The 20033-nt window shown below is 68.9% G+C and carries 21 protein-coding genes; 7 read left to right on the top strand and 14 right to left on the bottom strand.

Going from position 1 to position 20033, the window contains the following annotated elements; translation table 11 throughout:
* Position 1: 1 nt before the first annotated feature.
* A complete protein-coding gene (gene amaB, locus ACWDUD_RS05730; protein ID WP_450108631.1) occupies positions 2-1537 on the bottom strand; it encodes an L-piperidine-6-carboxylate dehydrogenase in 1536 nt (511 codons plus the stop codon).
* A gap of 36 nt (positions 1538-1573) precedes the next feature.
* On the opposite strand from amaB, the gene ACWDUD_RS05725 reads away from it, so the two are divergent.
* Positions 1574-2023: an Lrp/AsnC family transcriptional regulator gene (locus tag ACWDUD_RS05725; protein WP_197253800.1), complete on the top strand. Its 450-nt coding sequence runs from the start codon at positions 1574-1576 to the stop codon at positions 2021-2023.
* Between the two features lie 69 nt (positions 2024-2092).
* Positions 2093-3427, top strand: a complete 1335-nt coding sequence (gene lat, locus ACWDUD_RS05720) for an L-lysine 6-transaminase (RefSeq protein ID WP_450108630.1) — start codon at positions 2093-2095, stop codon at positions 3425-3427.
* Positions 3428-3442: 15 nt separating this feature from the next.
* Here the strand turns inward: lat and ACWDUD_RS05715 are convergent, their stop codons facing one another.
* Complete coding sequence (locus tag ACWDUD_RS05715; protein ID WP_450108629.1) at positions 3443-5047, bottom strand: protein kinase domain-containing protein; 1605 nt, start codon at positions 5045-5047, stop codon at positions 3443-3445.
* 101 nt (positions 5048-5148) lie between these two features.
* On the bottom strand, positions 5149-6981 hold the full coding sequence (locus ACWDUD_RS05710; protein ID WP_450108628.1) for an ATP-binding protein: 1833 nt from the start codon (positions 6979-6981) through the stop codon (positions 5149-5151).
* 503 nt (positions 6982-7484) lie between these two features.
* On the opposite strand from ACWDUD_RS05710, the gene ACWDUD_RS05705 reads away from it, so the two are divergent.
* From ACWDUD_RS05705 to ACWDUD_RS05695, 3 genes are all read left to right on the top strand, one after another.
* Positions 7485-7796 carry a tail fiber domain-containing protein gene (locus ACWDUD_RS05705; RefSeq protein ID WP_450108627.1) on the top strand — a complete coding sequence of 104 codons (312 nt, stop codon included), beginning with the start codon at positions 7485-7487 and terminating at the stop codon, positions 7794-7796.
* Between the two features lie 139 nt (positions 7797-7935).
* On the top strand, positions 7936-8310 hold the full coding sequence (locus tag ACWDUD_RS05700; protein WP_420750741.1) for a pyridoxamine 5'-phosphate oxidase family protein: 375 nt from the start codon (positions 7936-7938) through the stop codon (positions 8308-8310).
* A gap of 55 nt (positions 8311-8365) precedes the next feature.
* The gene (locus ACWDUD_RS05695) at positions 8366-9211 is read left to right on the top strand and encodes a tyrosine-protein phosphatase (protein ID WP_450108626.1); all 846 of its coding nucleotides are present in this window, start codon (positions 8366-8368) and stop codon (positions 9209-9211) included.
* A gap of 50 nt (positions 9212-9261) precedes the next feature.
* Here ACWDUD_RS05695 and ACWDUD_RS05690 read toward each other — a convergent pair whose 3' ends face one another.
* From ACWDUD_RS05690 to ACWDUD_RS05655, 8 genes are all read right to left on the bottom strand, one after another.
* Positions 9262-9552 (bottom strand): VanZ family protein, encoded by a 291-nt coding sequence (locus tag ACWDUD_RS05690; RefSeq protein ID WP_450108692.1) that lies wholly within the window; start codon positions 9550-9552, stop codon positions 9262-9264.
* 66 nt (positions 9553-9618) lie between these two features.
* The gene (locus ACWDUD_RS05685) at positions 9619-9876 is read right to left on the bottom strand and encodes a hypothetical protein (protein WP_197253794.1); all 258 of its coding nucleotides are present in this window, start codon (positions 9874-9876) and stop codon (positions 9619-9621) included.
* Positions 9876-10310: a DUF1707 SHOCT-like domain-containing protein gene (locus ACWDUD_RS05680; protein WP_450108625.1), complete on the bottom strand. Its 435-nt coding sequence runs from the start codon at positions 10308-10310 to the stop codon at positions 9876-9878. The genes ACWDUD_RS05685 and ACWDUD_RS05680 overlap by 1 nt, the downstream gene beginning before the upstream one ends.
* Positions 10311-10353: 43 nt before the next feature.
* A complete protein-coding gene (locus ACWDUD_RS05675; RefSeq protein ID WP_450108624.1) occupies positions 10354-10986 on the bottom strand; it encodes a DUF1707 SHOCT-like domain-containing protein in 633 nt (210 codons plus the stop codon).
* Between the two features lie 46 nt (positions 10987-11032).
* The gene (locus tag ACWDUD_RS05670; protein WP_450108623.1) at positions 11033-12523 is read right to left on the bottom strand and encodes a DUF222 domain-containing protein; all 1491 of its coding nucleotides are present in this window, start codon (positions 12521-12523) and stop codon (positions 11033-11035) included.
* 113 nt (positions 12524-12636) lie between these two features.
* Positions 12637-14427, bottom strand: a complete 1791-nt coding sequence (locus ACWDUD_RS05665; RefSeq protein WP_450108622.1) for an acetyl/propionyl/methylcrotonyl-CoA carboxylase subunit alpha — start codon at positions 14425-14427, stop codon at positions 12637-12639.
* Between the two features lie 186 nt (positions 14428-14613).
* Complete coding sequence (locus ACWDUD_RS05660) at positions 14614-15027, bottom strand: SufE family protein (protein ID WP_248673249.1); 414 nt, start codon at positions 15025-15027, stop codon at positions 14614-14616.
* Complete coding sequence (locus tag ACWDUD_RS05655) at positions 15024-15917, bottom strand: sulfurtransferase (RefSeq protein ID WP_450108621.1); 894 nt, start codon at positions 15915-15917, stop codon at positions 15024-15026. Before ACWDUD_RS05655 ends, ACWDUD_RS05660 begins: the two co-directional genes overlap by 4 nt.
* Positions 15918-15980: 63 nt before the next feature.
* Between ACWDUD_RS05655 and ACWDUD_RS05650 the strand changes: the two genes are divergently transcribed.
* Positions 15981-16385, top strand: a complete 405-nt coding sequence (locus ACWDUD_RS05650) for a group III truncated hemoglobin (RefSeq protein WP_450108620.1) — start codon at positions 15981-15983, stop codon at positions 16383-16385.
* Here the strand turns inward: ACWDUD_RS05650 and ACWDUD_RS05645 are convergent.
* The 3 genes from ACWDUD_RS05645 to ACWDUD_RS05635 are packed head-to-tail and all read right to left on the bottom strand — an operon-like array spanning position 16375 to position 19011.
* Positions 16375-17034, bottom strand: a complete 660-nt coding sequence (locus ACWDUD_RS05645; protein WP_450108619.1) for a Maf family protein — start codon at positions 17032-17034, stop codon at positions 16375-16377. The two genes, ACWDUD_RS05650 and ACWDUD_RS05645, sit on opposite strands and share 11 nt — an antisense overlap.
* Before the next feature lies 1 nt (position 17035).
* The gene (locus tag ACWDUD_RS05640; RefSeq protein WP_197253066.1) at positions 17036-17374 is read right to left on the bottom strand and encodes an acyl-CoA carboxylase subunit epsilon; all 339 of its coding nucleotides are present in this window, start codon (positions 17372-17374) and stop codon (positions 17036-17038) included.
* Complete coding sequence (locus ACWDUD_RS05635) at positions 17371-19011, bottom strand: acyl-CoA carboxylase subunit beta (RefSeq protein ID WP_197253067.1); 1641 nt, start codon at positions 19009-19011, stop codon at positions 17371-17373. Before ACWDUD_RS05635 ends, ACWDUD_RS05640 begins: the two co-directional genes overlap by 4 nt.
* 134 nt (positions 19012-19145) lie before the next feature.
* Here ACWDUD_RS05635 and ACWDUD_RS05630 point away from each other — a divergent pair, with 134 nt between their 5' ends.
* Positions 19146-20012 (top strand): biotin--[acetyl-CoA-carboxylase] ligase, encoded by an 867-nt coding sequence (locus ACWDUD_RS05630; RefSeq protein WP_450108618.1) that lies wholly within the window; start codon positions 19146-19148, stop codon positions 20010-20012.
* Positions 20013-20033 lie beyond the last annotated feature (21 nt).

The raw sequence follows: 20033 nt of genomic DNA, 5'->3' as shown, positions 1-20033 counted from the left end.
GTCAGCCGAACTCGACGCCCTGCGCGAGAGGCAGCTCGTCGGAGTAGTTGATCGTGTTGGTGGCGCGGCGCATGTACGCCTTCCACGAGTCCGATCCGGACTCGCGGCCGCCGCCGGTCTCCTTCTCGCCACCGAAAGCGCCGCCGATCTCGGCGCCCGACGTGCCGATGTTGACATTCGCGATGCCGCAATCGGATGCGGCCAGGAAGCGTTCGGCCTCACGGGAATCGGTGGTGAAGATCGACGACGCCAAGCCCTGCGGCACCGCGTTGTGCAGCGCGATCGCCTCGTCGAAATCGTCGTAGGTCAGCACGTACAGGATCGGCGCGAAGGTCTCCTCCCGAACCACTTCCGTCTGCGCGGGCATGCGGACGAGCGCGGGGGAGACGTAGAACGACTCGCCGGGACTCTCGACACGTTCGCCGCCGGTGACGCGCACGCCGCCGTCGAGCTCGGCACGTTCGAGCGCCTTGCACATCGCCTCGTACGCGCGACCGGAGATCAAGGGGCCCACCAGGACTCCGTCGTCGAACGGGTTGCCGATCCGCAGACCCGAATAGGCGGTCGCGATGCGGCGGACCAGTTCGTCGGCCACCGACCGGTGCACGATGAGCCGGCGCAGTGTGGTGCAGCGTTGCCCGGCGGTGCCGGCGGCGGCGAACACGACGGCCCGCACCGTCAGGTTCAGATCGGCCGACGGAGCGACGATCGCGCCGTTGTTCCCGCCGAGTTCGAGCAGCACCCGGCCGAAGCGCGCCGCGACCCGGGGGCCGACGATGCGGCCCATGCGCACCGACCCCGTCGCGCTGACCAGCGCGACGCGGGGGTCGTCGACGAGTGCCTCGCCGACGGTGGCGTCCCCGAGCAGCACGTGGTGCAGTGCATCCGGTGCCCCCACGTCGCTCGCGGCGCGGCGCAGGAGCGCGTCGCAGGCCAGCGCGGTCAGCGGGGTGGTCTCCGACGGCTTCCACACCACCGGATCGCCGCACACCAGGGCGATCGCGGTGTTCCAGGACCACACGGCGACCGGAAAGTTGAACGCGGAGATCACGCCGACGACACCGAGGGGATGCCAGGTCTCCATGAGCCGGTGCCCGGGGCGCTCCGACGGCATCGTGCGACCGTAGAGCTGACGCGATAGTCCGACCGCGAAGTCGCAGACGTCGATCATCTCCTGCACCTCGCCGAGTGCCTCGGAGGTGATCTTCCCGGCCTCGAGGGTGACCAGCTCGGCCAGATCGGCCTTGTGCTCGGTGAGCAGCTCCGAGAGCCGCCGCACGAGCCGCCCCCGTTGCGGCGCCGGCACCGCCCGCCAGACGGTGAAGGCTTCGGCGGCGGCGGAGATCGCGACGTCGAGGTCGGCGGCGGTGTGCGGGTGGAGGCGTGCGAGCTCGGTGCCGTCGATCGGGGTGGTCACGACGAGGGAGCCGTCGCGCGCCGGACTCGGTGCCCCGCATCGCTGCAGGGCCTGTGCGGCGCGGGTGGCGAGATCTGCGCTCGGATGCGGTGGGGCCGGATGCCCTGAGGGCGCATTCATGGGTGCGGTCCTTCCGTGCTCGGATAACCTGCGCTCGTGCCGGAATCCTCGAGAGAAAACCTGGACGAGATCGATCGGCTGTTGTTGCGTGAGCTCGTCGCCGACGGCCGGGCCACGCTGTCGGCGCTGGCGGACAAGGCCGGCCTGTCGGTGTCGGCGGTGCAGTCGCGAGTGCGAAGGCTCGAGGCGCGGGAGGTGATCCGCGGGTACACGGCGTCGGTCGATCCCGAGGCGCTCGGGCTCATGCTGTCGGCGTTCGTGGCGATCACCCCTCTCGACCCTTCGCAACCGGACGACGCGCCCGCACGGCTGCGGCACATCGACGCCATCCAATCCTGTCACTCGGTGGCCGGCGACGAGAGCTACATCCTGCTCGTGCGGGTCGGTTCTCCGCGGGAACTCGAACAGCTGCTGCAGCAGATCCGCGCGACCGCGAACGTCGCCACCCGCAGCACCGTCATACTCCAAACATTTTACGATCGTTAGCCCTTGCGCAAGGATATTCTCCGGTTGCAAGCCCGCACCGCAGTAAAGGATTTGGCGTAGCCTCGGGGCATGAGCACTGCATTCCGAAACCCGGGCGGTGCCGAAGAACTGCCGCCGAACCGGGTACACGACACACTGGGCCGCCACATCCTGGCCGACGGGTTCGATCTCGTCCTCGACCTCGACAAGTCCTCGGGGCTGCGCCTGGTCGACCAGCGCGACGGCACCACCTACCTCGACATGTTCGGATTCTTCGCGTCGTCCGCGCTCGGCATGAATCATCCCGAGCTCGTCGGCGACCCCGACTTCGTCGACGAACTGGCCGCGGTGGCAGTGAACAAGCCCAGCAACTCCGACATCTACACGGTGCCGATGGCCCGGTTCGTCGAGACCTTCGCCCGGATCCTCGGCGACCCGGCCCTGCCGCACATGTTCTTCGTCGACGGCGGTGCGGTCGCCGTCGAGAATGCGCTCAAGGCGGCGTTCGACCGGGCCAGCAGGCTCAACGAAGCCCACGGCCGCGACCCGAGCCTCGGCAGCAAGGTGCTGCACCTGACCGAGGCGTTCCACGGCCGGACCGGCTACACGATGTCGCTGACCAACACCGATCCCGTCAAGACCGACCGCTATCCCAAGTTCGACTGGCCACGCATCGACGCGCCCTATCTGCGCGACGGTCGCGACGTCGCGGAAGCCGAATCCCGGGCGCTCGAGCAGGCCCGGCGTGCCTTCGCCGAGAACCCGCACGACATCGCGTGCTTCATCGCCGAACCGATCCAGGGGGAGGGTGGCGACCACCATTTCCGCCCCGAATTCTTCCGTGCCATGGCGGATCTGTGTCACGAGAACGATGCGCTGGTGATCTTCGACGAGGTGCAGACCGGGGTCGGTATGACCGGCACCATGTGGGCCTACCAGCAGATGGGTGTCGTCCCGGACATCGTGGTGTTCGGTAAGAAGACGCAGGTGTGCGGCATCATGGCCGGTCGCCGACTCGACGACGTCGCCGACAACGTCTTCACCGTGAGTTCCCGCCTGAACTCCACGTGGGGCGGCAACCTCACCGACATGGTGCGGGCCCGTCGCGTCTTCGAAGTGATCGAACGGGACCGGCTCGTCGATCGGGCCCGGCTCACCGGCGCGCACCTGCTGTCGGCACTGCGGCAGCTCGCCGACCGGCATCCCGAGATCACCGAAGTGCGCGGACGCGGGCTGATGTGCGCCGTCGATCTGCCGTCCCCGGCCGAACGCGACGCCGTCCTGTCCCGGCTGTTCACCGACGAACACGTCCTCATGATCGGAACCGGTTCGCGCGGAATCCGTTTCCGCCCGCCGCTGGTCGTCACGACCGCCGAACTCGACGAAGCGGTCGGGGCGCTGGACCGGGTGCTCTCCCGCAGCTGACCACGCTGTCTCCCGTCACGAGGAGTTCGCCTCGAGATGTTCGAGGACCGCGAGCACCCGGCGGTGGGCCTCCGGCTCCGGATGCAGGCCGAGCTTGAGGAAGATCGACCGAATGTGCGCCTCCACGGTCCGTTCCCCGAGGAACAGCGTGGCGCCGATCGCGCGGTTCGAGCGACCCTCGGCCATGAGCGCGAGCACCTCCCGTTCGCGGGTCGACAGGTCGTCGATGGGCCGCCTGCCGGGGTGCGGGCGGGACACCATCCGGCTCACCACACTCGGGTCGATCGCCGACCCGCCGTCGGCGACCCGATGCAGGGTGTCGATGAACTCGTCGATGTCGGCGACCCGGTCCTTGAGCAGATAGCCCAGCCCACCGGCCCCGTTCGTCAACAGATCCATCACGTATTCGGATTCGACGTACTGCGACAACAACAGCACCGACGTCTCGGGGAACTCGGAGCGGATCGTCCGGGCCGCATCGATGCCCTCGACCGTGTGCGTCGGCGGCATCCGGATGTCGACGACCGCGACGTCGGGACGGGCCTGCGCGACGAGCGCGAGCAGATCGGACGCATCGCCGGCCTCACCCACCACCTCGAGGCCCTCGTCGCCGAGCAGGCTGCGGATGCCTTCCCGCAGGAGCACCGAGTCGTCGGCGAGGACCACCCGCAGCGGACACGACCGGCGTTCGCGGGGCCCGGAGCGCCGCAGCTCCGCGCGGTCGGGTTCGCGCCAGATCTGCGTTCGTGCGCCGGCGCTGCCGTCGGTCTCGATCGCCGCCCGCGCCGCGTCGGCGAACGCGCGGCACGACGGGTACCGATCCGCCCGATCCTTCGCGAGTACCCGTGCGACGACCGCGTCCAGTGCGACCGGGACATCCGGACGAGCCTCGCTCGGACGCGGGATCGGGCTCCGGGCGTGACCGTGCCACAGCTGCGGCAATGTCTCACCGGGGTACGGGGGCCGGCCGGTGAGCAGGTGGTAGAACGTGCATCCCAGCGAATACTGGTCCGCCCGATGGTCGAGGACGACCGCGGTGTCGAACTGTTCCGGCGCGGCGTTCTGCAGGCTCGCCGCGAACATTCCCGTGCGCGTCAGCCGCCCCGTCTCGTCGAGCGCCTTCGCGATACCGAAATCGGTGAGCAGCACCCGCTCCGGCTCGTCCTCGGCGATCGGGTCGGCGATGAGAATGTTCGCCGGCTTCACATCGCGATGCAGCACACCCGTCCGATGCGCGAAATCGAGAGCCTTCGCCGTTTCGGAGATGATGTGCACGGCCCGCCCCACCGGGACCGGTCCCGCCGCGATCAGGTCCGCGGCCGTGACACCGGGAACGTACTGCATCGTGATCCACAAACGCCCGTGCTCGCGCCCGCGGTCGTAGATCTGCACGATGTTGGGATGTTCGAGCCGCGTGACATGCGCTGCCTCCCGCTCGAACCGCGACGCGACGTAGTCGTCCGACGTCAGCCCCGGATGCAGCACCTTCAACGCGACCTTGCGTGGCAGATGCGGATGCACAGCGAGATATACGCGGCCCATACCGCCGATGCCGAGCAGGCGCTCGATCGTGTATCCCGCGAAGACCGTGCCCGGACCGAGTTCATCCTGTTCGTCCACTGCCCGCACTCCCTGAGGAGGACCCAGAATCCATTGAACGCCATCCGGTCCGGCAGCGGAACCGGCTGGACCGATCGCGCGTCCGTCGATCGTGCGTCCGGTCAGGTGGCCGGGACGGTGCCGAGCGGCAGGGTCACCGTGATGGTCGTGCCCCGGTCCGGTGGGCTGTCCAACACCAGATCTCCGCCGAGCGCGGCTGCACGATCGGCCAACCCGTCGAGTCCGCTGCCCGCGGTCGGTTTCGCTCCGCCGCAACCGTCGTCACGGACCGTCAGCGTCATCCGCTCGTCGTCCCGGTCCAGTTCGATGTCGACCACCGACGCACCAGAATGCTTCGCCGCATTCGTGACCGCCTCGGCGGTGATCAGATACACGGCCAACTCGATCGCGGGCGGCAGCCGTGTCCCTATCCGATCCTCCATGCGGACGGGGAGCGGCGCCCGCTCGGCCAGCGACTTCAGCGCCACCACCAGGCCACGCTCGGTCAGTACCGGCGGATACACGCCGCGGGCCAGTTCCCGCAGTTCGGCCAGGGCATTGTCGAGCTCGGCGACCCCGTCACCGAGCAACTTGCGCAGATCCATCTCGTCGTCGGCGCGCTGCGCGCGGCGCAACAGCAACGACGCCGCAACCAGGCGCTGTTGCGCGCCGTCGTGCAGGTCGCGTTCGAGACGCTTTCGTTGCATGTCGCCGGCCGCCACGATCCTCTCCCGGGACCGCCGCACCTCCTCGAGCTGTTCGCGCAACGAGTCCCGAAGACGCTCGTGATCCAACGCGACGATCGCGGCACTCCGCACGGCCGCGAGCAACTCCGGTTGCGCTTCCAACGTCGCGTCGTAGACGAGCGCACCGACAGGCCGGCCCTCACGCTCGACGATCGTCGCCGCCCGCGTCCGGGAATGGCGAGGCAGCTCCCGCGGGATTCCGTCCGCGTCGAGATAGCAGCGGTCCTCGGGTGAGTACGTCCACAGCACCAGGCTGGGGTCGCGCACCGCGCGCCGCAGCGCATCCACGAAGCCGACATCGAGTGGCACGTCGCCGATCTCGACCATCGCGTCGCTGATCGCCGCCCGTGCCAGCCGGTAGCGCACCAACCCGATCGCGACGGCCAGCGGGAACAGCGCGGCGCCGGGATAACGCAGATTCAGGATCCAGATGTAGGGGGAGCCGGGCACCCGGATCGCGGTGGACAGAATCGCCACCGTCACGAGCCCGGCGATCGCGTAGGCGATCGCGAGCGGCGCGAACCCCGCTCGATAGGCCGGTGTTCCGCGCCGCCAGCGCACCGTCACAACGGCGACGACGACGGCGACCAGCACCAGTGCACCGGCGCCGACCACCAGTTGGATGGGGTCCGCCAACCGGGGATCGTGCCGGATCAGCAGCAGATTCGTGGATGTCGACGGGACCAGCGTGACGGTCGCTCGGGGATCGACGAACATCCACTCCGTCATCACGCCGACTGTCGCGAGGAACCAGGTCGCGCCGATGAACCATTTCTCCCAGCGATGGTGCAGCCGGCCGGTAGGGAATCCGATCACCGCCTGCAGCAACAGCGGCAGATACAGGTTCGTCGCCACGACCCCGATCGTGAACAGAACCGGATTGCTGGAGCGACGCAGCCCGCCGAGCAGCCACAGCAGGCCCGCCGCCAGGATCAGCGGACCCGTCAGGTCGTGCGGACGGAACTGCCACGCGACGGCACCGGACACCACGAACGCCATGCCGGCACCCAGGAACAGGATCAGCTCGGTGGTGCCGAACACCGGCAGGAACGGGCCCTCCGCGGCAGCGAACGATTCGCGCGGTCCGAGGAGCAATGCACGCGCCGGATCGTGCCGCGCGGCGGGGGACCAGTCCACGGACGCCACCACGGCCGCGGCGAGAACGGCGGCCAGGGCGATCAGGACCGGGATTGCTCGACGACGCACCATCGCATCTCCTCACCGAACCTTCTCAGTGTCCTCCCGGCCCGATTACGGGCACCACCGTGCAGGCACGGAACCGGAATCCGTGCCGGCACTGGGTGGAAATGCCGGGTCAGCACGGATTCGCCGAGGCGCTCATCAGCGGAGAGTTCTCGTCGTAGCCGGAATCACCGGAACGACCGCGGTAGCGGAAGCGCCGCAAGAGCAAGGGAGAAAGAAATGTTGGAAGCGCTCATCGCAAATGTGATCAGCACCGTGTGGCTCATGATCTTCAGCAGCGACGCAAATATCAAGCACGATGTTCAGGCCCTCGGGCAGTAGGCAGGGAGAACCTGGTGGAACTGTCGGCTGTCAGCATGGACACCGCACGAGCCGGCAAGGCTTCGGCACAGTACGGTCGGACGGATGTCGACGGCGGGCTACCCGAGCTCCCCGGGCGGTGGATTTCCACCGCCCGGGGGCAGCGGCGAGCCCGACTGTCGGGACGCACCAGGCACCCGATCGCCTGGATGCATTCCGCCCTGACCCGCCGACGTGGGCTTCAGGCGCAGATACCGGTCGGTGCGGACGAAATTCTCGTGCGCCTCAGCGAATTGCCGCTGAGCGTGTGGACCTACGGGTTCGACCACAGCTCGGTTCGGCATCTCGGGCCGATGGCGCAGGATTTCGCGGCTGCGTTCGGGCTCGGGCACTCGAATCGGAGGATTGCACTCGTGGACGCCAACGGCGTGTGCATGGCCGCCATCCAAGCGCTCTACCGCAGGGTGGTGATCCTCGAAGAAGCACTCGACGAAGCGCGAGCGTCGGATATCGAACCGTAGCGGGGACGGTCGAGACCGGGGTTGTTTGCGACTTTCCCGCAGAATTCGCAAACAACATCGGTCTCGAGCCGCCCCCAAGCGCACCACATGGGGGCGGCTGCGCTTGACCGGATGTTCGATCCCGCGCACGCTCGGTGCCGTGAGCATCAAAGTCGATCTCGCCGCCCTCGACGCGGCACTCGCGGACTTCGGATACGCCTACCTGCTGACCACCGGCGCCGACTTCAGACCGCACGCGGTCGCGGTGACGGCGGTGTGGAACGGCACCGATCTGACCGTCGGCGAACCCGGCCGGCGCACCACCGCGAACATCGGTGTGCACCCGGTCGTGTCCCTCGTGCACCCACCCGCCGAACCGGGCGGGTACTCGCTGATCGTCGACGGTGAAGCCGTCCTCGACGGCGACGCGCTGCGGGTCCGGCCGACCTCGGCCGTGCTGCACCGGCCGGCGACGCCGGAGACCCCGCCGCAGAACCCGGGATGCACCGCCGATTGCCGTCCGCTCACCGGGTAACGGTGTCACCCGGGCTGTGCCGCAGTCCGTCGCCCGGCCGCGTAGTTTGTCGTACATGACAGAAACAGTGGGAGAAGGCGCGGGCGAGGACACGACGTTCGCGATACCGTCGCTCGCCAACCTGCGGGACATCGGCGGGTGTGCGAGCCGGTTCGGCGGCGTGGTCCGCACCGGAGTGGTGTTCCGCTCCACCGATCTGAGCCGACTCACCGACACCGACCGTGAGACGCTCGACGCCCTGCAGATCACCACTGTCTTCGACCTGCGGACCGCCGCCGAGATGGAACGGCGCCCCGACCGTCTGCCCGAGGGTGCCGTCCACGTCGGGCTCGACGTCTTCGCCGATCGCGAGGACGCCTCCATCGCCGCCGCACTGCCCGAACTCGTCGCGAACCCCGAGGTTGTCGCGAAGGAGTTGTCGGACGGTCGCGCCGAGAACTACCTGCTGGGCAGCTACCGGGACTTCGTCTCCATGCCCAGCGCTGCCGCGTCCTATCGACGTTTGGCGACCGGAATCGCGCACGGCGAGGTTCCGGCACTCGTGCACTGCAGTGCGGGGAAGGACCGGACCGGATGGGCGGCCGCGTCGCTGCTGCTGTTCGCCGGCGCCGGCGAGGACGACGTGTTCGCCGACTATCTGCGCACCAACGATCTGCTGCTCCCCACGTTCGAGCCGGTGTTCACGAAGTTCCGCGAACTCGGCGGGGATCCGAACGTGCTGCGCCCACTCCTCGGTGTGCAGCGCAACTATCTCGAGGCGTCGCTCGACGAGGTCACCAACCGCTACGGGACGATCGAGCAGTACTTCGCGGAAGGACTCGGTCTCGACGACGACACCCTCCAGGCATTGCGGACCCGGCTGGTCGACACGGAACGTACGGAGACCGTACGCGGCGAATGACGTAGGCGCAGTGTCTCGTCCGGGTGCAGGGGGTCGTCGAACCCGATCCGTCAGCGCGCGGTTCGGGTGCGACGGCGTACCGCAGTGAACACCGCGAGACCGACGAGCACACCGACCAGGTCGGCGCACCAGTCCCAGACCGACCCCGAGCGACGCACCGCAACCATTTCCTGCAGGATCTCGGTCAGCACGCCGTACGCGGCGAGCCAGCCGATCGTCCAGGCGACGGGGATCCGTGCATACAGCGAGCAGTAGGCGAGGGTCGCGAAGAAGACTGCGTGCGTGACCTTGTCGGCGTGCGGCGGGCCTTCCGGTGCGGTGCCTCCGGGGGACAGGAGCATCGCGGTAACCACGACCGTCGCCAGCACGAGAGGCAGCGTGCGCCGCCACGTGAGCGTGGGCACCGGTCAGGCGTCCCGGACGGTCAGACCGAGTGCGGCCTCGGCGAATCCGCGTACCGCGCGGCGCGCGGCGGTCAGCGCGGCGTCCTCGCCGTCGCGGGCGGTGCCGGTCAACGTCCCGTCCGGCATCAGTGTCACGTCCGCAACCGATTCCGCGGTCGTCGCCTCGCGCACCGACCAGCGGTACCGGGTGTCGGCGTTCCAGGACTCGGTGTCCTCGGCGAGCAGATACCAGTTGCCTGCGTTGATCTCGACCGGTTCCATCAGGCGTCGCCCCTGTCCTTGCGATTCTTTCTGTCGCGCTTGCGGTCACGCGAACGGTCGTTCTGATCGAGCCCCGCATACAGGACGACGCTGACGACGGGGATGAGCAGGAACCACAGCCAGCTGTGAGTAAGGAAGAACAGGACGAGCGCGACGGCAGGTGTCACGCCCGCGACCACGTCGCGCCACCGGTCCGGCAGTCCACGCTTGGCCGGGGCAGTCTCGGCTGCCGGAGCAGGGACGTTCGCCGTTTCCGTCGGCAGATCGGTGAACAGGGCGTCGAGGTCGCTGCGGGTCGTCGCTGCCGAGGCCTTGCCGCTGCGTTCTTCGAACTCGGCGAGGGTGAGTCGTCCGGCTGCGAAATGTTCACCGAGCAACTGCAGCGCACGCTCGCGTTCGGCGGTGCCGATGCGAACCTCGGGTGTATCGGACATGCCCACAGACTAGTTGCCCGAAGTTGGCGCCGCGTGGCCGGTCTCACGGGCCGAAGCCGGGTCCTCCGGTCATGATCCGATATGCCTTCACCACGACCGCGACGAGCACGACGGCGCAGATCACCATGACGAGCGGGAAGCGGATCGCCACCATCGACACCGCGGCCACCAGCCCGATCGGCAAGAGGGTGAGCACGTCGAGCACCGCGGCGCCCGAAGGGGCTGTGCGGGGACGGGTTTCGCGGTTGTAGGGGGGAGCCGGAGTGGTCTCGTCGAGAAGGCGTGCGGGCAGGAGACGCGCGGACCCGGGTGCCGGGTCTTCGGGACGGGACCGGCCGACGAACATCGCCGTCCCCGCGGCGGCAACTGCTGCGACCGCGGGCAGCCACAGACCGATGCCGAACCGGTCCGCCACGACGAACACCGCGAACAGGGCCAGCGGCAGCAGGCCGAGAACCAGTCCCCGTCCGCGCCGTTGCCGTCGTGCCGGTTCGATGAGGGGCAGATCGGAGAACGGGGCCACCAGCTCGCCGCGTGTCGTCGCCGCTTCGATGCGTCCGGACCGTTCCTCGAACTCTGTGAGGGTGAGCCGTCCGGCAGCGAAGTGTTCTCCGAGCAGACGCTGCGCCTGCTCGCGTTCGGCGGTGCCGATGCGTATCTCGTGCGGCTCGGCCATATATCCACCCTAGTCTCGAGCGTTCGCGGAAATCTGCCCCGGAACGCTACGAACTGCGCTCCGTTCGTGGGTGATGATCCTCCGCCGAGTCGGAGCCGTTCCGATCCCGGCAACGCGTCGGTGCTGCCGGGCCGCGCCTGCGACGGGGCGGGGACGCGTTCAGGATCGCGTGGGTGACGAGCTCGTGGGGGTGATGGCGATGGTTGCGCCGGGGTGTGCGGGTGGGATCGAGGAGGTGCGGTGCGGTCCACAGAGGGCGGTGGCCGTGGGGATCGGCGGTGGTGCGCCACCCGGAGTCGGTGACGCGTGCGTGGTCGGCGTCGCATACCAGCGCGAGGTTGTCGATGTCGGTGCCGCCGCCGTGTTGCCATTCGGTCAGGTGGTGAACGGCGCAGTGCGAGGCGGGAGCATCGCAACCGGGCCGGGTACAGCCGCGTTGCCATGCGGTGAGCAACAGGCGCTGGTCGGCGGTGGCGAGGCGTCTGGACCGTCCGAAATGCAGGGGAGCGCCGGCGTGGTCGAAAAGTGCAAGGACCGGATGGGCGTGCTCGGCCATGGCGAGGGCATCGGTGACGGGCACGACCCCGCCGGTGGCGGTGGTGGCGAGGCCGGTGGCCCGTTCGAGTTGGTGCAGGGTCATGGTGACGACGACGGTGACCGGCAGGCCGCGGTGTCGGCCGAGAGCGCCGGAGGCCAGTGCGTGGGTGCAGAGTGCGTCGAAGGCGTCGTGGAGGCGTTGGTCGGGAGTGCGCCGGTCGCGGCGGGCCGCCCGATCGAGAACGGCGGGGTCGAGGTCGGGCCGGTCGATGCTGCCGGCAGGTGAGTCGGGGTCGTCGGGGTTGTTCATGCCCGGTCGGGCCCAGGTGGCGAGGATGGCGTCGAGTTTGGCTCGGGTGGCCGGATGCAGGTCGCCGTGCAGGCGGGACATCAGATCGGCCGATTGCGGTGCGAGTCGCAGGGAGCGGCGAGCCTTGCGGTCGCGGTCGTCCGGTGGGTTGCCGTCGGGGTCCAGTCGGGCGAGCAGGTCGATGCCGGCGGTGGTGATGTCGTCGGGGGTCGCGGTCCGGGCGAGGGTGCCGAGGATGCGGTCGACGGTCTCGACGACGTCGTTCCCGAACCGCCCCGGAATCTTCTCGGTCACCTTGCGGATGGCATCGACGTGCGCGGCGGACGCGTCACCGTCGGCAACGGCAGCGGCCGTGACCTGCAGGATCGGGGCGAGGGCGGTGCCGCTGGGAGTCGTGCGGGGTGCGAGGAGGCGGGCGTTCTTGACGCGCCGAACCGCGTCGGCGCGGGACAGGTGCAGGAGTTCGACCAGGTATTTCTGGGGCGTGGACAGCTTCACGGCGTTCTCGAGTCCGCGCTGTTCGACCTGGGCGACCAGTCGCGCGTCGAGGCCGTCGAGTCGGCGGCGGAGGCGTTCGACGGTGCGGAGTGTCGAGGCGATGTTCTCGTCGGAGAGGCGGTCGACGTCGAGTGCGCAGAGTTCGTCCACGGTGGGGCGCTCCACCGTATGAACCTCTGCTGTCGAACTCATGTTCGAATAGTACATGTGTTCGAACGGGGGCGCAGCCGATTCGAGAGCCGAAACGGGGCGTGCCCCGGGCGGATCGTCGGATCCGCCCGGGGCACGCCCCGTTGGTCAGAACATCACTTGAGCTCGGCGAGCACCGTTCCCTGAGTGATGGCAGCACCCGGCTCGACGGCCAGGCCGGTCACGACGCCGGCCTTGTGCGCGGTGACGGGGTTCTCCATCTTCATGGCCTCGAGGACGGCGATCAGATCGCCCTCGGCGACCTCCTGGCCCTCGGTGACCGCGACCTTGACGACGGTGCCCTGCATCGGCGCGGTCACGGCGTCGCCGGACGCCTTGCCGCCGTGGGCGCCGCCACGCTTGCGGGCCTTCGGCTTCTTGCGGATGGCACCGGCCGCGCCGCCGCCACCGCCGAGCGAGAACTGGCCGGGCAGCGACACCTCGACGCGACGGCCACCGACCTCGACGACGACGTTCTGACGCGGCAGAGCCTCGTCCTCGTCGTCGACGGCACCGGCACCCGCGTAGGGCTCGATGGTGTTCTCCCACTCGGTTTCGATCCACTTGGTGTAGACGTCGAACTTCTCGCCGTCACCCACGAAGGCCGGGTTCTCGACGATGTGCCGGTGGAACGGGATGACCGTGGCGAGGCCGTCGACCTCGAACTCGGCGAGGGCGCGGCGAGCGCGCTGCAGCGCCTGCTCGCGGGTCTCGCCGGTGACGATCAGCTTGGCGAGCATCGAGTCGAACTGGCCGCCGATGACGTCACCCTGCACGACGCCGGAGTCGACGCGCACGCCCGGGCCCGAGGGCTCCTTGTAGACGGCGATCGGGCCGGGGGCGGGGAGGAAGCCGCGACCGGCGTCCTCACCGTTGATGCGGAACTCGAAGGAGTGGCCGCGCGGCGTCGGGTCTTCCTTGATCTCGAGTTCTTCGCCGTTGGCGATGCGGAACTGCTGACGCACGAGGTCGATGCCGGCGGTCTCTTCGGTGACCGGGTGCTCGACCTGCAGGCGGGTGTTGACCTCGAGGAACGACACCGTGTCGCCCTGCACCAGGTACTCGACGGTGCCGGCGCCGTAGTAACCGGCCTCGCGGCAGATGGCCTTGGCGGACTCGTGGATGCGCTTGCGCTGCTCGTCGGTCAGGAACGGCGCGGGCGCCTCCTCGACGAGCTTCTGGAAGCGGCGCTGCAGCGAGCAGTCGCGGGTGCCGGCGACGACGACGTTGCCGTGCTGGTCGGCGATGACCTGCGCCTCGACGTGGCGGGCCTTGTCCAGGTACTGCTCGACGAAGCACTCGCCGCGGCCGAAGGCGGCGATCGCCTCGCGGGTGGCCGACTCGAACAGCTCGGGGATCTCCTCGATGGTCTGCGCGACCTTCATGCCGCGACCGCCGCCACCGAAGGCCGCCTTGATCGCGACCGGCACGCCGTACTGCTTGGCGAACTCGACGACCTCGTCGGCGTTCTTGACCGGGTCCTTGGTGCCCGCGGCCATCGGCGCGTTGGCGCGCTCGGCGATGTGGCGGGCGGTGACCTTGTCGCCGAGGTCGCGGATGGACTGCGGCGAGGGGCCGATCCAGATCAGGCCGGCATCGATCACGGCCTGGGCGAAGTCGGCGTTCTCGGACAGGAAGCCGTAGCCGGGGTGGATCGCGTCGGCGCCCGACTTCTTCGCGGCGTCGAGGATCTTGTCGAAGACCAGGTAGGACTCGGCCGACGTCTGGCCGCCGAGCGCGAACGCCTCGTCGGCGAGCTTCACGAACTGCGCGTCGGCGTCGGGCTCGGCGTAGACGGCTACGCTGCCGTAACCGGCGTCCTTGGCAGCTCGGATGACCCGCACAGCGATCTCGCCGCGGTTGGCGACGAGCACTTTCGTGATGTGCGCGCTGGCATGACTGGGCACGGAGCCTCCTGTTGATCGATCGTTAGGTTATTGCCGTCACGGAGAGTGTAGGCGTCAATCCGATAGACGATGTAACCGGATAGCCCCTACACACTACGAGCAAGATCGAACCCCGCAACGTTACCGGCCGGTAGCCGAGACTGCACAGCCACCCCCGGCGAGGTCGGGACAGCGCCTCCGGCGAGGTCAGGCCCGAAGATGCCGCTTGATCCGGGCGAGCATCGCGCTCATGCCGCGCAGCCGCAGCGGACTCACCACATCGGCCAGTCCGAGCGCCGAGTAGAAGTCGTCCGGCACATCGAGGATCTCCTGTGCGCTGAGCCCGTCGAGGCCCTGATGCAGGATCGATGCGAACCCCCGCGTGGTCGGCGCCTCCGGCGGAGCACTGAAATGCAGCCGCACCCGATCACGCTCCGACGAGTCGACGGACAGGAACAACGGCGACTGGCACTCGGGCACCGGTTCCATCGCGGCTTCCTCGAGTTCGGCCGGGAGGGGCGGAAGCTCCCGGCTGAACTCGAGGAGCAGCTGCAGCTTGTCCTGACCGGTGACGGCGGCGAAGTCGTCGACGATCTCGGCGAGCGCGGAGGGCAGGCTCATCGGGCGGGCGCTTCCCCGGGCTCTTCGCCCTTGACGATCGGCACGCGCACCGCGTTGCCCCACTCCGTCCACGAACCGTCGTAGTTGCGGACGTTCTGGTAGCCGAGCAGGTGTGTGAGCACGAACCACGTGTGGCTGGACCGCTCGCCGATGCGGCAGTAGGCGATCACATCCGCGTCGCGGGGGATGTCCGCGTAGATCTCGTCGAGTTCGGCGCGGGAACGGAACCGGCCGTCCGGCGCCGCGGCCTTCGCCCACGGGATGGACACCGCGGTGGGGATGTGGCCGCCGCGCAGGGCACCTTCCTCCGGGTAGTCCGGCATGTGGGTGCGCTCGCCGGTGTACTCCTGCGGCGAGCGCACGTCCACCAGCGGAGACGTGCCGAGGGCTGCGAGCACCTCGTCCTTGAAGGCCCGGATCGGGGCGTCGTTGCGCGCAACCACCGGGTATCCGGTCGTGGTGGTGGACGGGACGTCGAAGGTTGTGTCGCGGTTCTCGGAGATCCACGCGTCGCGGCCGCCGTCGAGCAGGCGCACGTCCTCGTGGCCGAACAGCGTGAAGACCCACAGCGCGTAGGCGGCCCACCAGTTCGACTTGTCGCCGTAGATCACGACGGTGTCGGTGCGGCGAATGCCCTTGCGGTTCATCAGGTCGGCGAACGCGACACCGTCGATGTAGTCGCGGGTGACCGGATCGTTCAGGTCCAGATGCCAGTCGATCTTCACGGCGCCGGGAATGTGGCCGACGTCGTAGAGCAGCACGTCCTCGTCGGATTCGACGACCTTCACCTCGGGATGTCCGAGGTGGGCGGACAGCCATTCCGTCGACACCAGGCGAGTGGGGTCGGCGTATGCGGCGAATGAGGGATTGGCGTCGGGCTCGACGGGCACAGAGGGCTCCTGAGGCAGTGGTGGCAGGTGCGCCGTCAATACTAGGCGGTAGGTTCGGTGGATGTGATTTCCAGTGGCGCCCCGGTCTTCGACGTGTCCGATCGCGCCGACATCGACCGGCTCGTCCGCAGGTTCTACGAACGCGCCCTCACCGATCCGACGCTCGCGCCGGTGTTCGAGGTGCTCGCGATCGTCGGTCTCGACGAGCACCTGCTCGTCGTCGGTGACTTCTGGGAACAGATCCTCTTCCGCACAACGCGGTACGAGGGCAACTTCCTGCCGGTGCACCGGGCGCTGCACGCGCACCACGGTCTCACCCCGGCACGGTTCGAACGGTGGCTCGAACTGTGGGTCGGGACGGTCGACGAGCTGTTCGCAGGAGTTCACGCCGAGCGGGCCAAGAACAAGGCCGAGGGGATGGCGCGGTCGTTGGAACGCGGGGTCCGGCGGCCCTTCGCTATCGGGTGACGGTTCCCGTCGACTTCGCGGACGTGGACCAGAGGTCGGCGACGGAAACTCCGACCTCGCCGAGGAGCCGCCGAACGAGCGGCAGGCCGATGCCGATGACCGACGACGGGTCGCCTTCGAGACGCTCGATGAACCAGCCACCGAGGCTGTCGAGGGTGAAGGCACCCGCGACCTGGAGGGGTTCGCCGCTCGCGAGGTAGGCCTCGAGTTCGTCGTCGGTGGGGGTGCCGAAATAGACGGTCGTGCCGCTGTGCGCGGAGGCTTCCGCGACGATCTCACCGTCGCGGACCCGCAGCAGGCTGTGTCCGGTGAGCAGGTCGGCGCTGCGGCCGGCCATCGAGCGCCAGCGGGCCCGCGCGACCTCGGCGGTGCCGGGCTTGCCCTGCAACCGTCCGTCGATGTGCAGCATCGAATCGCACCCGACGACCACTGCGTCGTCCACGCCGTCACCGCTCAGCCGGGGCACCACGTCGGCGGCCTTGGCGCGGGCGAGTTCGGTGACCACGACCTCGGGCGCGGTGTCGGGGCCGAGCGACGCGACGATCGCGTCCTCGTCGACCCCCGACACCAGCACGAGCGGTTCCACGCCGGCGGCGCGCAGCACGGACAGCCGTGCCGGCGACGCCGACGCGAGCACCAATCGGGTCATCTCAGCCGAGGTTCGGGTACGAATACGGCGAGAACGGCGCCCACTGGCGATGCATCCGGGTCGGGTCGCCCCACGTCTCCGCGGGTCGGCCGTCGCCTTCGGATTCGGCGCCCGAGGAAGCCGCGGCGAGCACGCACACGAGCGCGGCGATGTCCTCGTCGGTCGGGTTGCCCTTCACGATGCGCAGGGCAGCCGCGGTCTCGACGACCGCCTCGGCAGTCACGGGCTCCGGTGCCGAGTTCTCACCGGCAGCTTCGACCACGACGTCCTCGAGAGGGGCGTCGGATGCTTCGGTCGAGTCGATGTCGGTGATGATCTTTTCCTCCGTCACGGCGGTCACAGCGGAATGTTCCCATGCTTCTTCGGCGGAAGCGAAACCATCTTGCGCTCGAGCAGTCGCAATGCGGACACGATCTGGCCGCGGGTGTGCGACGGCGGGATGACCGCGTCGACGTATCCGCGCTCGGCCGCGACGTACGGGTTCACCAGGGTGTCCTCGTACTCGTTCTGCAGTTCGAGGCGCAGCGCATCGACGTCCTCGCCGTTCTTGGCGGCTTCGAGAAGGCGCTTGCGGTAGACGAAGCCGACGGCGCCGGAGGCACCCATGACGGCGATCTGCGCGGTCGGCCACGCCAGGTTCACGTCGGCACCCATGTGCTTGGAACCCATGACGTCGTACGCGCCGCCGTAGGCCTTGCGGGTGATGACGGTGATCTTGCCGACGGTGGCCTCACCGTACGCGTACAGCAGCTTGGCGCCGCGGCGGATGATGCCGTTGTATTCCTGCTCGGTACCCGGCAGGAAGCCCGGGACGTCGACCAGGGTGATGATCGGCACGTTGAACGCGTCGCAGGTCCGCACGAACCGGGCCGCCTTCTCGGAGGCGTCGATGTCGAGGCAGCCGGCGAACTGGGTGGGCTGGTTCGCGACGATGCCGACGCTGCGGCCGTCGATGCGGCCGAAACCGACGATGACGTTGGCGGCGCGCTCGGCCTGCACCTCGAGGAACTCGTCGTCGTCGAGCAGCCGACGAATGATCTCGTGCATGTCGTACGGCTGGTTCGCCGAGTCCGGGATGATCGTGTCGAGCTCGAGGTCCTCGTCGGTGAGCGAGTCCTCGATGGACCCGAGGATCGGGTCGGTCGGGGCCAGGCGCGGAGCCGCGGCCTGGTTGTTCGACGGCAGGTAGGACAGCAGGTCCTTGACGTAGTCGAGGGCGTCCTGTTCGCCGTCGGCGACGTAGTGGGCGACACCCGACTTGACCATGTGGGTGTGCGCGCCACCGAGGTCCTCCATGGTGACGTCCTCGCCGGTGACGGTCTTGATGACGTCGGGACCGGTGACGAACATCTGGCTGGTCTGGTCGACCATCACCACGAAGTCGGTCAGGGCGGGGGAGTACACGTGACCACCGGCGGCGGGACCCATGATCAGCGAGATCTGCGGGATCACGCCGGAGGCCTGCACGTTGCGGTGGAAGATCTCGCCGTACAGGCCGAGCGAGACGACGCCTTCCTGGATGCGGGCGCCGGCGCCCTCGTTGATGCCGATCAGGGGACGGCCCGTGCGCAGGGCCAGGTCCATGACCTTGACGATCTTCTCGCCGTAGACCTCACCGAGGCTGCCGCCGAAGACCGTCGCGTCCTGGGAGAACACGCACACGTCGCGACCGTCGATGGTGCCGTAGCCGGTGACGACACCGTCGCCGACGGGACGGTTGTCGGCCAGGCCGAAGTTGGTGCTGCGGTGCCGTGCGAGGGCGTCGAGTTCGACGAACGAGCCCTCGTCGAGCAGAGCGTGGATACGCTCGCGGGCGGTGAGCTTGCCCTTCGCGTGGACCTTCTCGATGGCAGCCTCACCGCTCGGGGCGTGGGCCTGGGCCTGACGATTGCGCAGGTCTGCCAGCTTGCCGGCGGTGGTGTGGATATCGGGCGTACTCGCCGCCTCGGGCGCGGACGGCTCCTGGACAGTGGTCATGGCCAGTCAGCTTAGCGAGCGTCATACTAGGGCTCCGAATCGACTCCCGGTTGTGTTGAATCATTGAACTGAAGCTACCGGCCAGTACGTTTTCGCAGCACCGGCGCGGCGCCATCCGGCCCTAGGCTGTGAGCATGTCCCCGGACCCGCAATCCCCTCGTCCCGCCTCGACAGATCCGGCCGCGCTGCGCGCCCCACTCGACGTCGAGCACCTGCGCGACGCCCTGGTCACGGCCACCGGACCCGCCGCGTTCTACCGGCGGCTCGACGTCGTCGAGGAAACCGGATCGACCAACGCCGATCTGCTCGCCGTCGCAGGTGAAGGCGACGCGCCGCGCGCGCTGCTCGCCGAATTCCAGTCCGGCGGCCGCGGACGGCACTCGCGCCGGTTCGAGGGCACTCCGAACGCGCAGGTGATCGCCTCCGTACTCGTCACCCTGCCCGGGGTGGACCTCGCCGACCTCGGCTGGCTGCCGCTGCTCGCCGGAATTGCGACCGTCGACACCGTCCGTTCGGTCACCGGCGTGCCCGCCGAACTGAAATGGCCCAACGACGTGCTCGTCGACGGCCGCAAGGTCGCCGGAATCCTCGTCGAGATCGCCGCGACCGCACCCGTCCCCGCGGTCGTCGTCGGCATCGGCCTCAACGTCTCGCTGGCCGAGGAGGAACTGCCGGTGCCGACCGCGACGTCGCTGATGCTGGCGGGAGCCACCGACCTCGACCGCACCCGCCTCGCGCAGGTGCTGCTGACCAACCTGGCCGAGCGGATGCGCCGGTGGCACGACCACGACTGGGACACCGCGGCACTCGCCGACGCCTACCGCGAACGGTGCAGCACCGTCGGACAGCGGGTGCGGGCGGTCCTGCCCGGCGACACCGAACTGCACGGCGTCGCCGTCGACATCGACGAGCAGGGTCGGATCGTCGTCCGTCCCGACCGCGACGGCGACCCGGTGGCGATCGCGGCGGGCGACATCACCCATCTGCGACCCGTGGGCTGACCTCCGGTCGCACGACGTGCG

It is taken from the genome of Rhodococcus sp. NPDC003382 (assembly GCF_053589135.1).
Note: the sequence above shows the minus strand (reverse complement) of the source record. Positions and strands in the feature narration are given on the sequence as shown.

Excerpts from the sequence above, each read along its gene's own strand:
- amaB (WP_450108631.1), bottom strand. The coding sequence starts at position 1,537 with ATGAATGCGCCCTCAGGGCATCCGGCCCCACCGCATCCGAGCGCAGAT.
- lat (WP_450108630.1), top strand. The coding sequence starts at position 2,093 with ATGAGCACTGCATTCCGAAACCCGGGCGGTGCCGAAGAACTGCCGCCG.
- ACWDUD_RS05710 (WP_450108628.1), bottom strand. The coding sequence starts at position 6,981 with ATGGTGCGTCGTCGAGCAATCCCGGTCCTGATCGCCCTGGCCGCCGTT.
- ACWDUD_RS05705 (WP_450108627.1), top strand. The coding sequence starts at position 7,485 with ATGCATTCCGCCCTGACCCGCCGACGTGGGCTTCAGGCGCAGATACCG.
- ACWDUD_RS05695 (WP_450108626.1), top strand. The coding sequence starts at position 8,366 with ATGACAGAAACAGTGGGAGAAGGCGCGGGCGAGGACACGACGTTCGCG.
- ACWDUD_RS05690 (WP_450108692.1), bottom strand. The coding sequence starts at position 9,552 with ATGCTCCTGTCCCCCGGAGGCACCGCACCGGAAGGCCCGCCGCACGCC.
- ACWDUD_RS05685 (WP_197253794.1), bottom strand. The coding sequence starts at position 9,876 with ATGGAACCGGTCGAGATCAACGCAGGCAACTGGTATCTGCTCGCCGAG.
- ACWDUD_RS05680 (WP_450108625.1), bottom strand. The coding sequence starts at position 10,310 with ATGTCCGATACACCCGAGGTTCGCATCGGCACCGCCGAACGCGAGCGT.
- ACWDUD_RS05675 (WP_450108624.1), bottom strand. The coding sequence starts at position 10,986 with ATGGCCGAGCCGCACGAGATACGCATCGGCACCGCCGAACGCGAGCAG.
- ACWDUD_RS05670 (WP_450108623.1), bottom strand. The coding sequence starts at position 12,523 with ATGAGTTCGACAGCAGAGGTTCATACGGTGGAGCGCCCCACCGTGGAC.
- ACWDUD_RS05660 (WP_248673249.1), bottom strand. The coding sequence starts at position 15,027 with ATGAGCCTGCCCTCCGCGCTCGCCGAGATCGTCGACGACTTCGCCGCC.
- ACWDUD_RS05645 (WP_450108619.1), bottom strand. The coding sequence starts at position 17,034 with ATGACCCGATTGGTGCTCGCGTCGGCGTCGCCGGCACGGCTGTCCGTG.
- ACWDUD_RS05635 (WP_197253067.1), bottom strand. The coding sequence starts at position 19,011 with ATGACCACTGTCCAGGAGCCGTCCGCGCCCGAGGCGGCGAGTACGCCC.
- ACWDUD_RS05630 (WP_450108618.1), top strand. The coding sequence starts at position 19,146 with ATGTCCCCGGACCCGCAATCCCCTCGTCCCGCCTCGACAGATCCGGCC.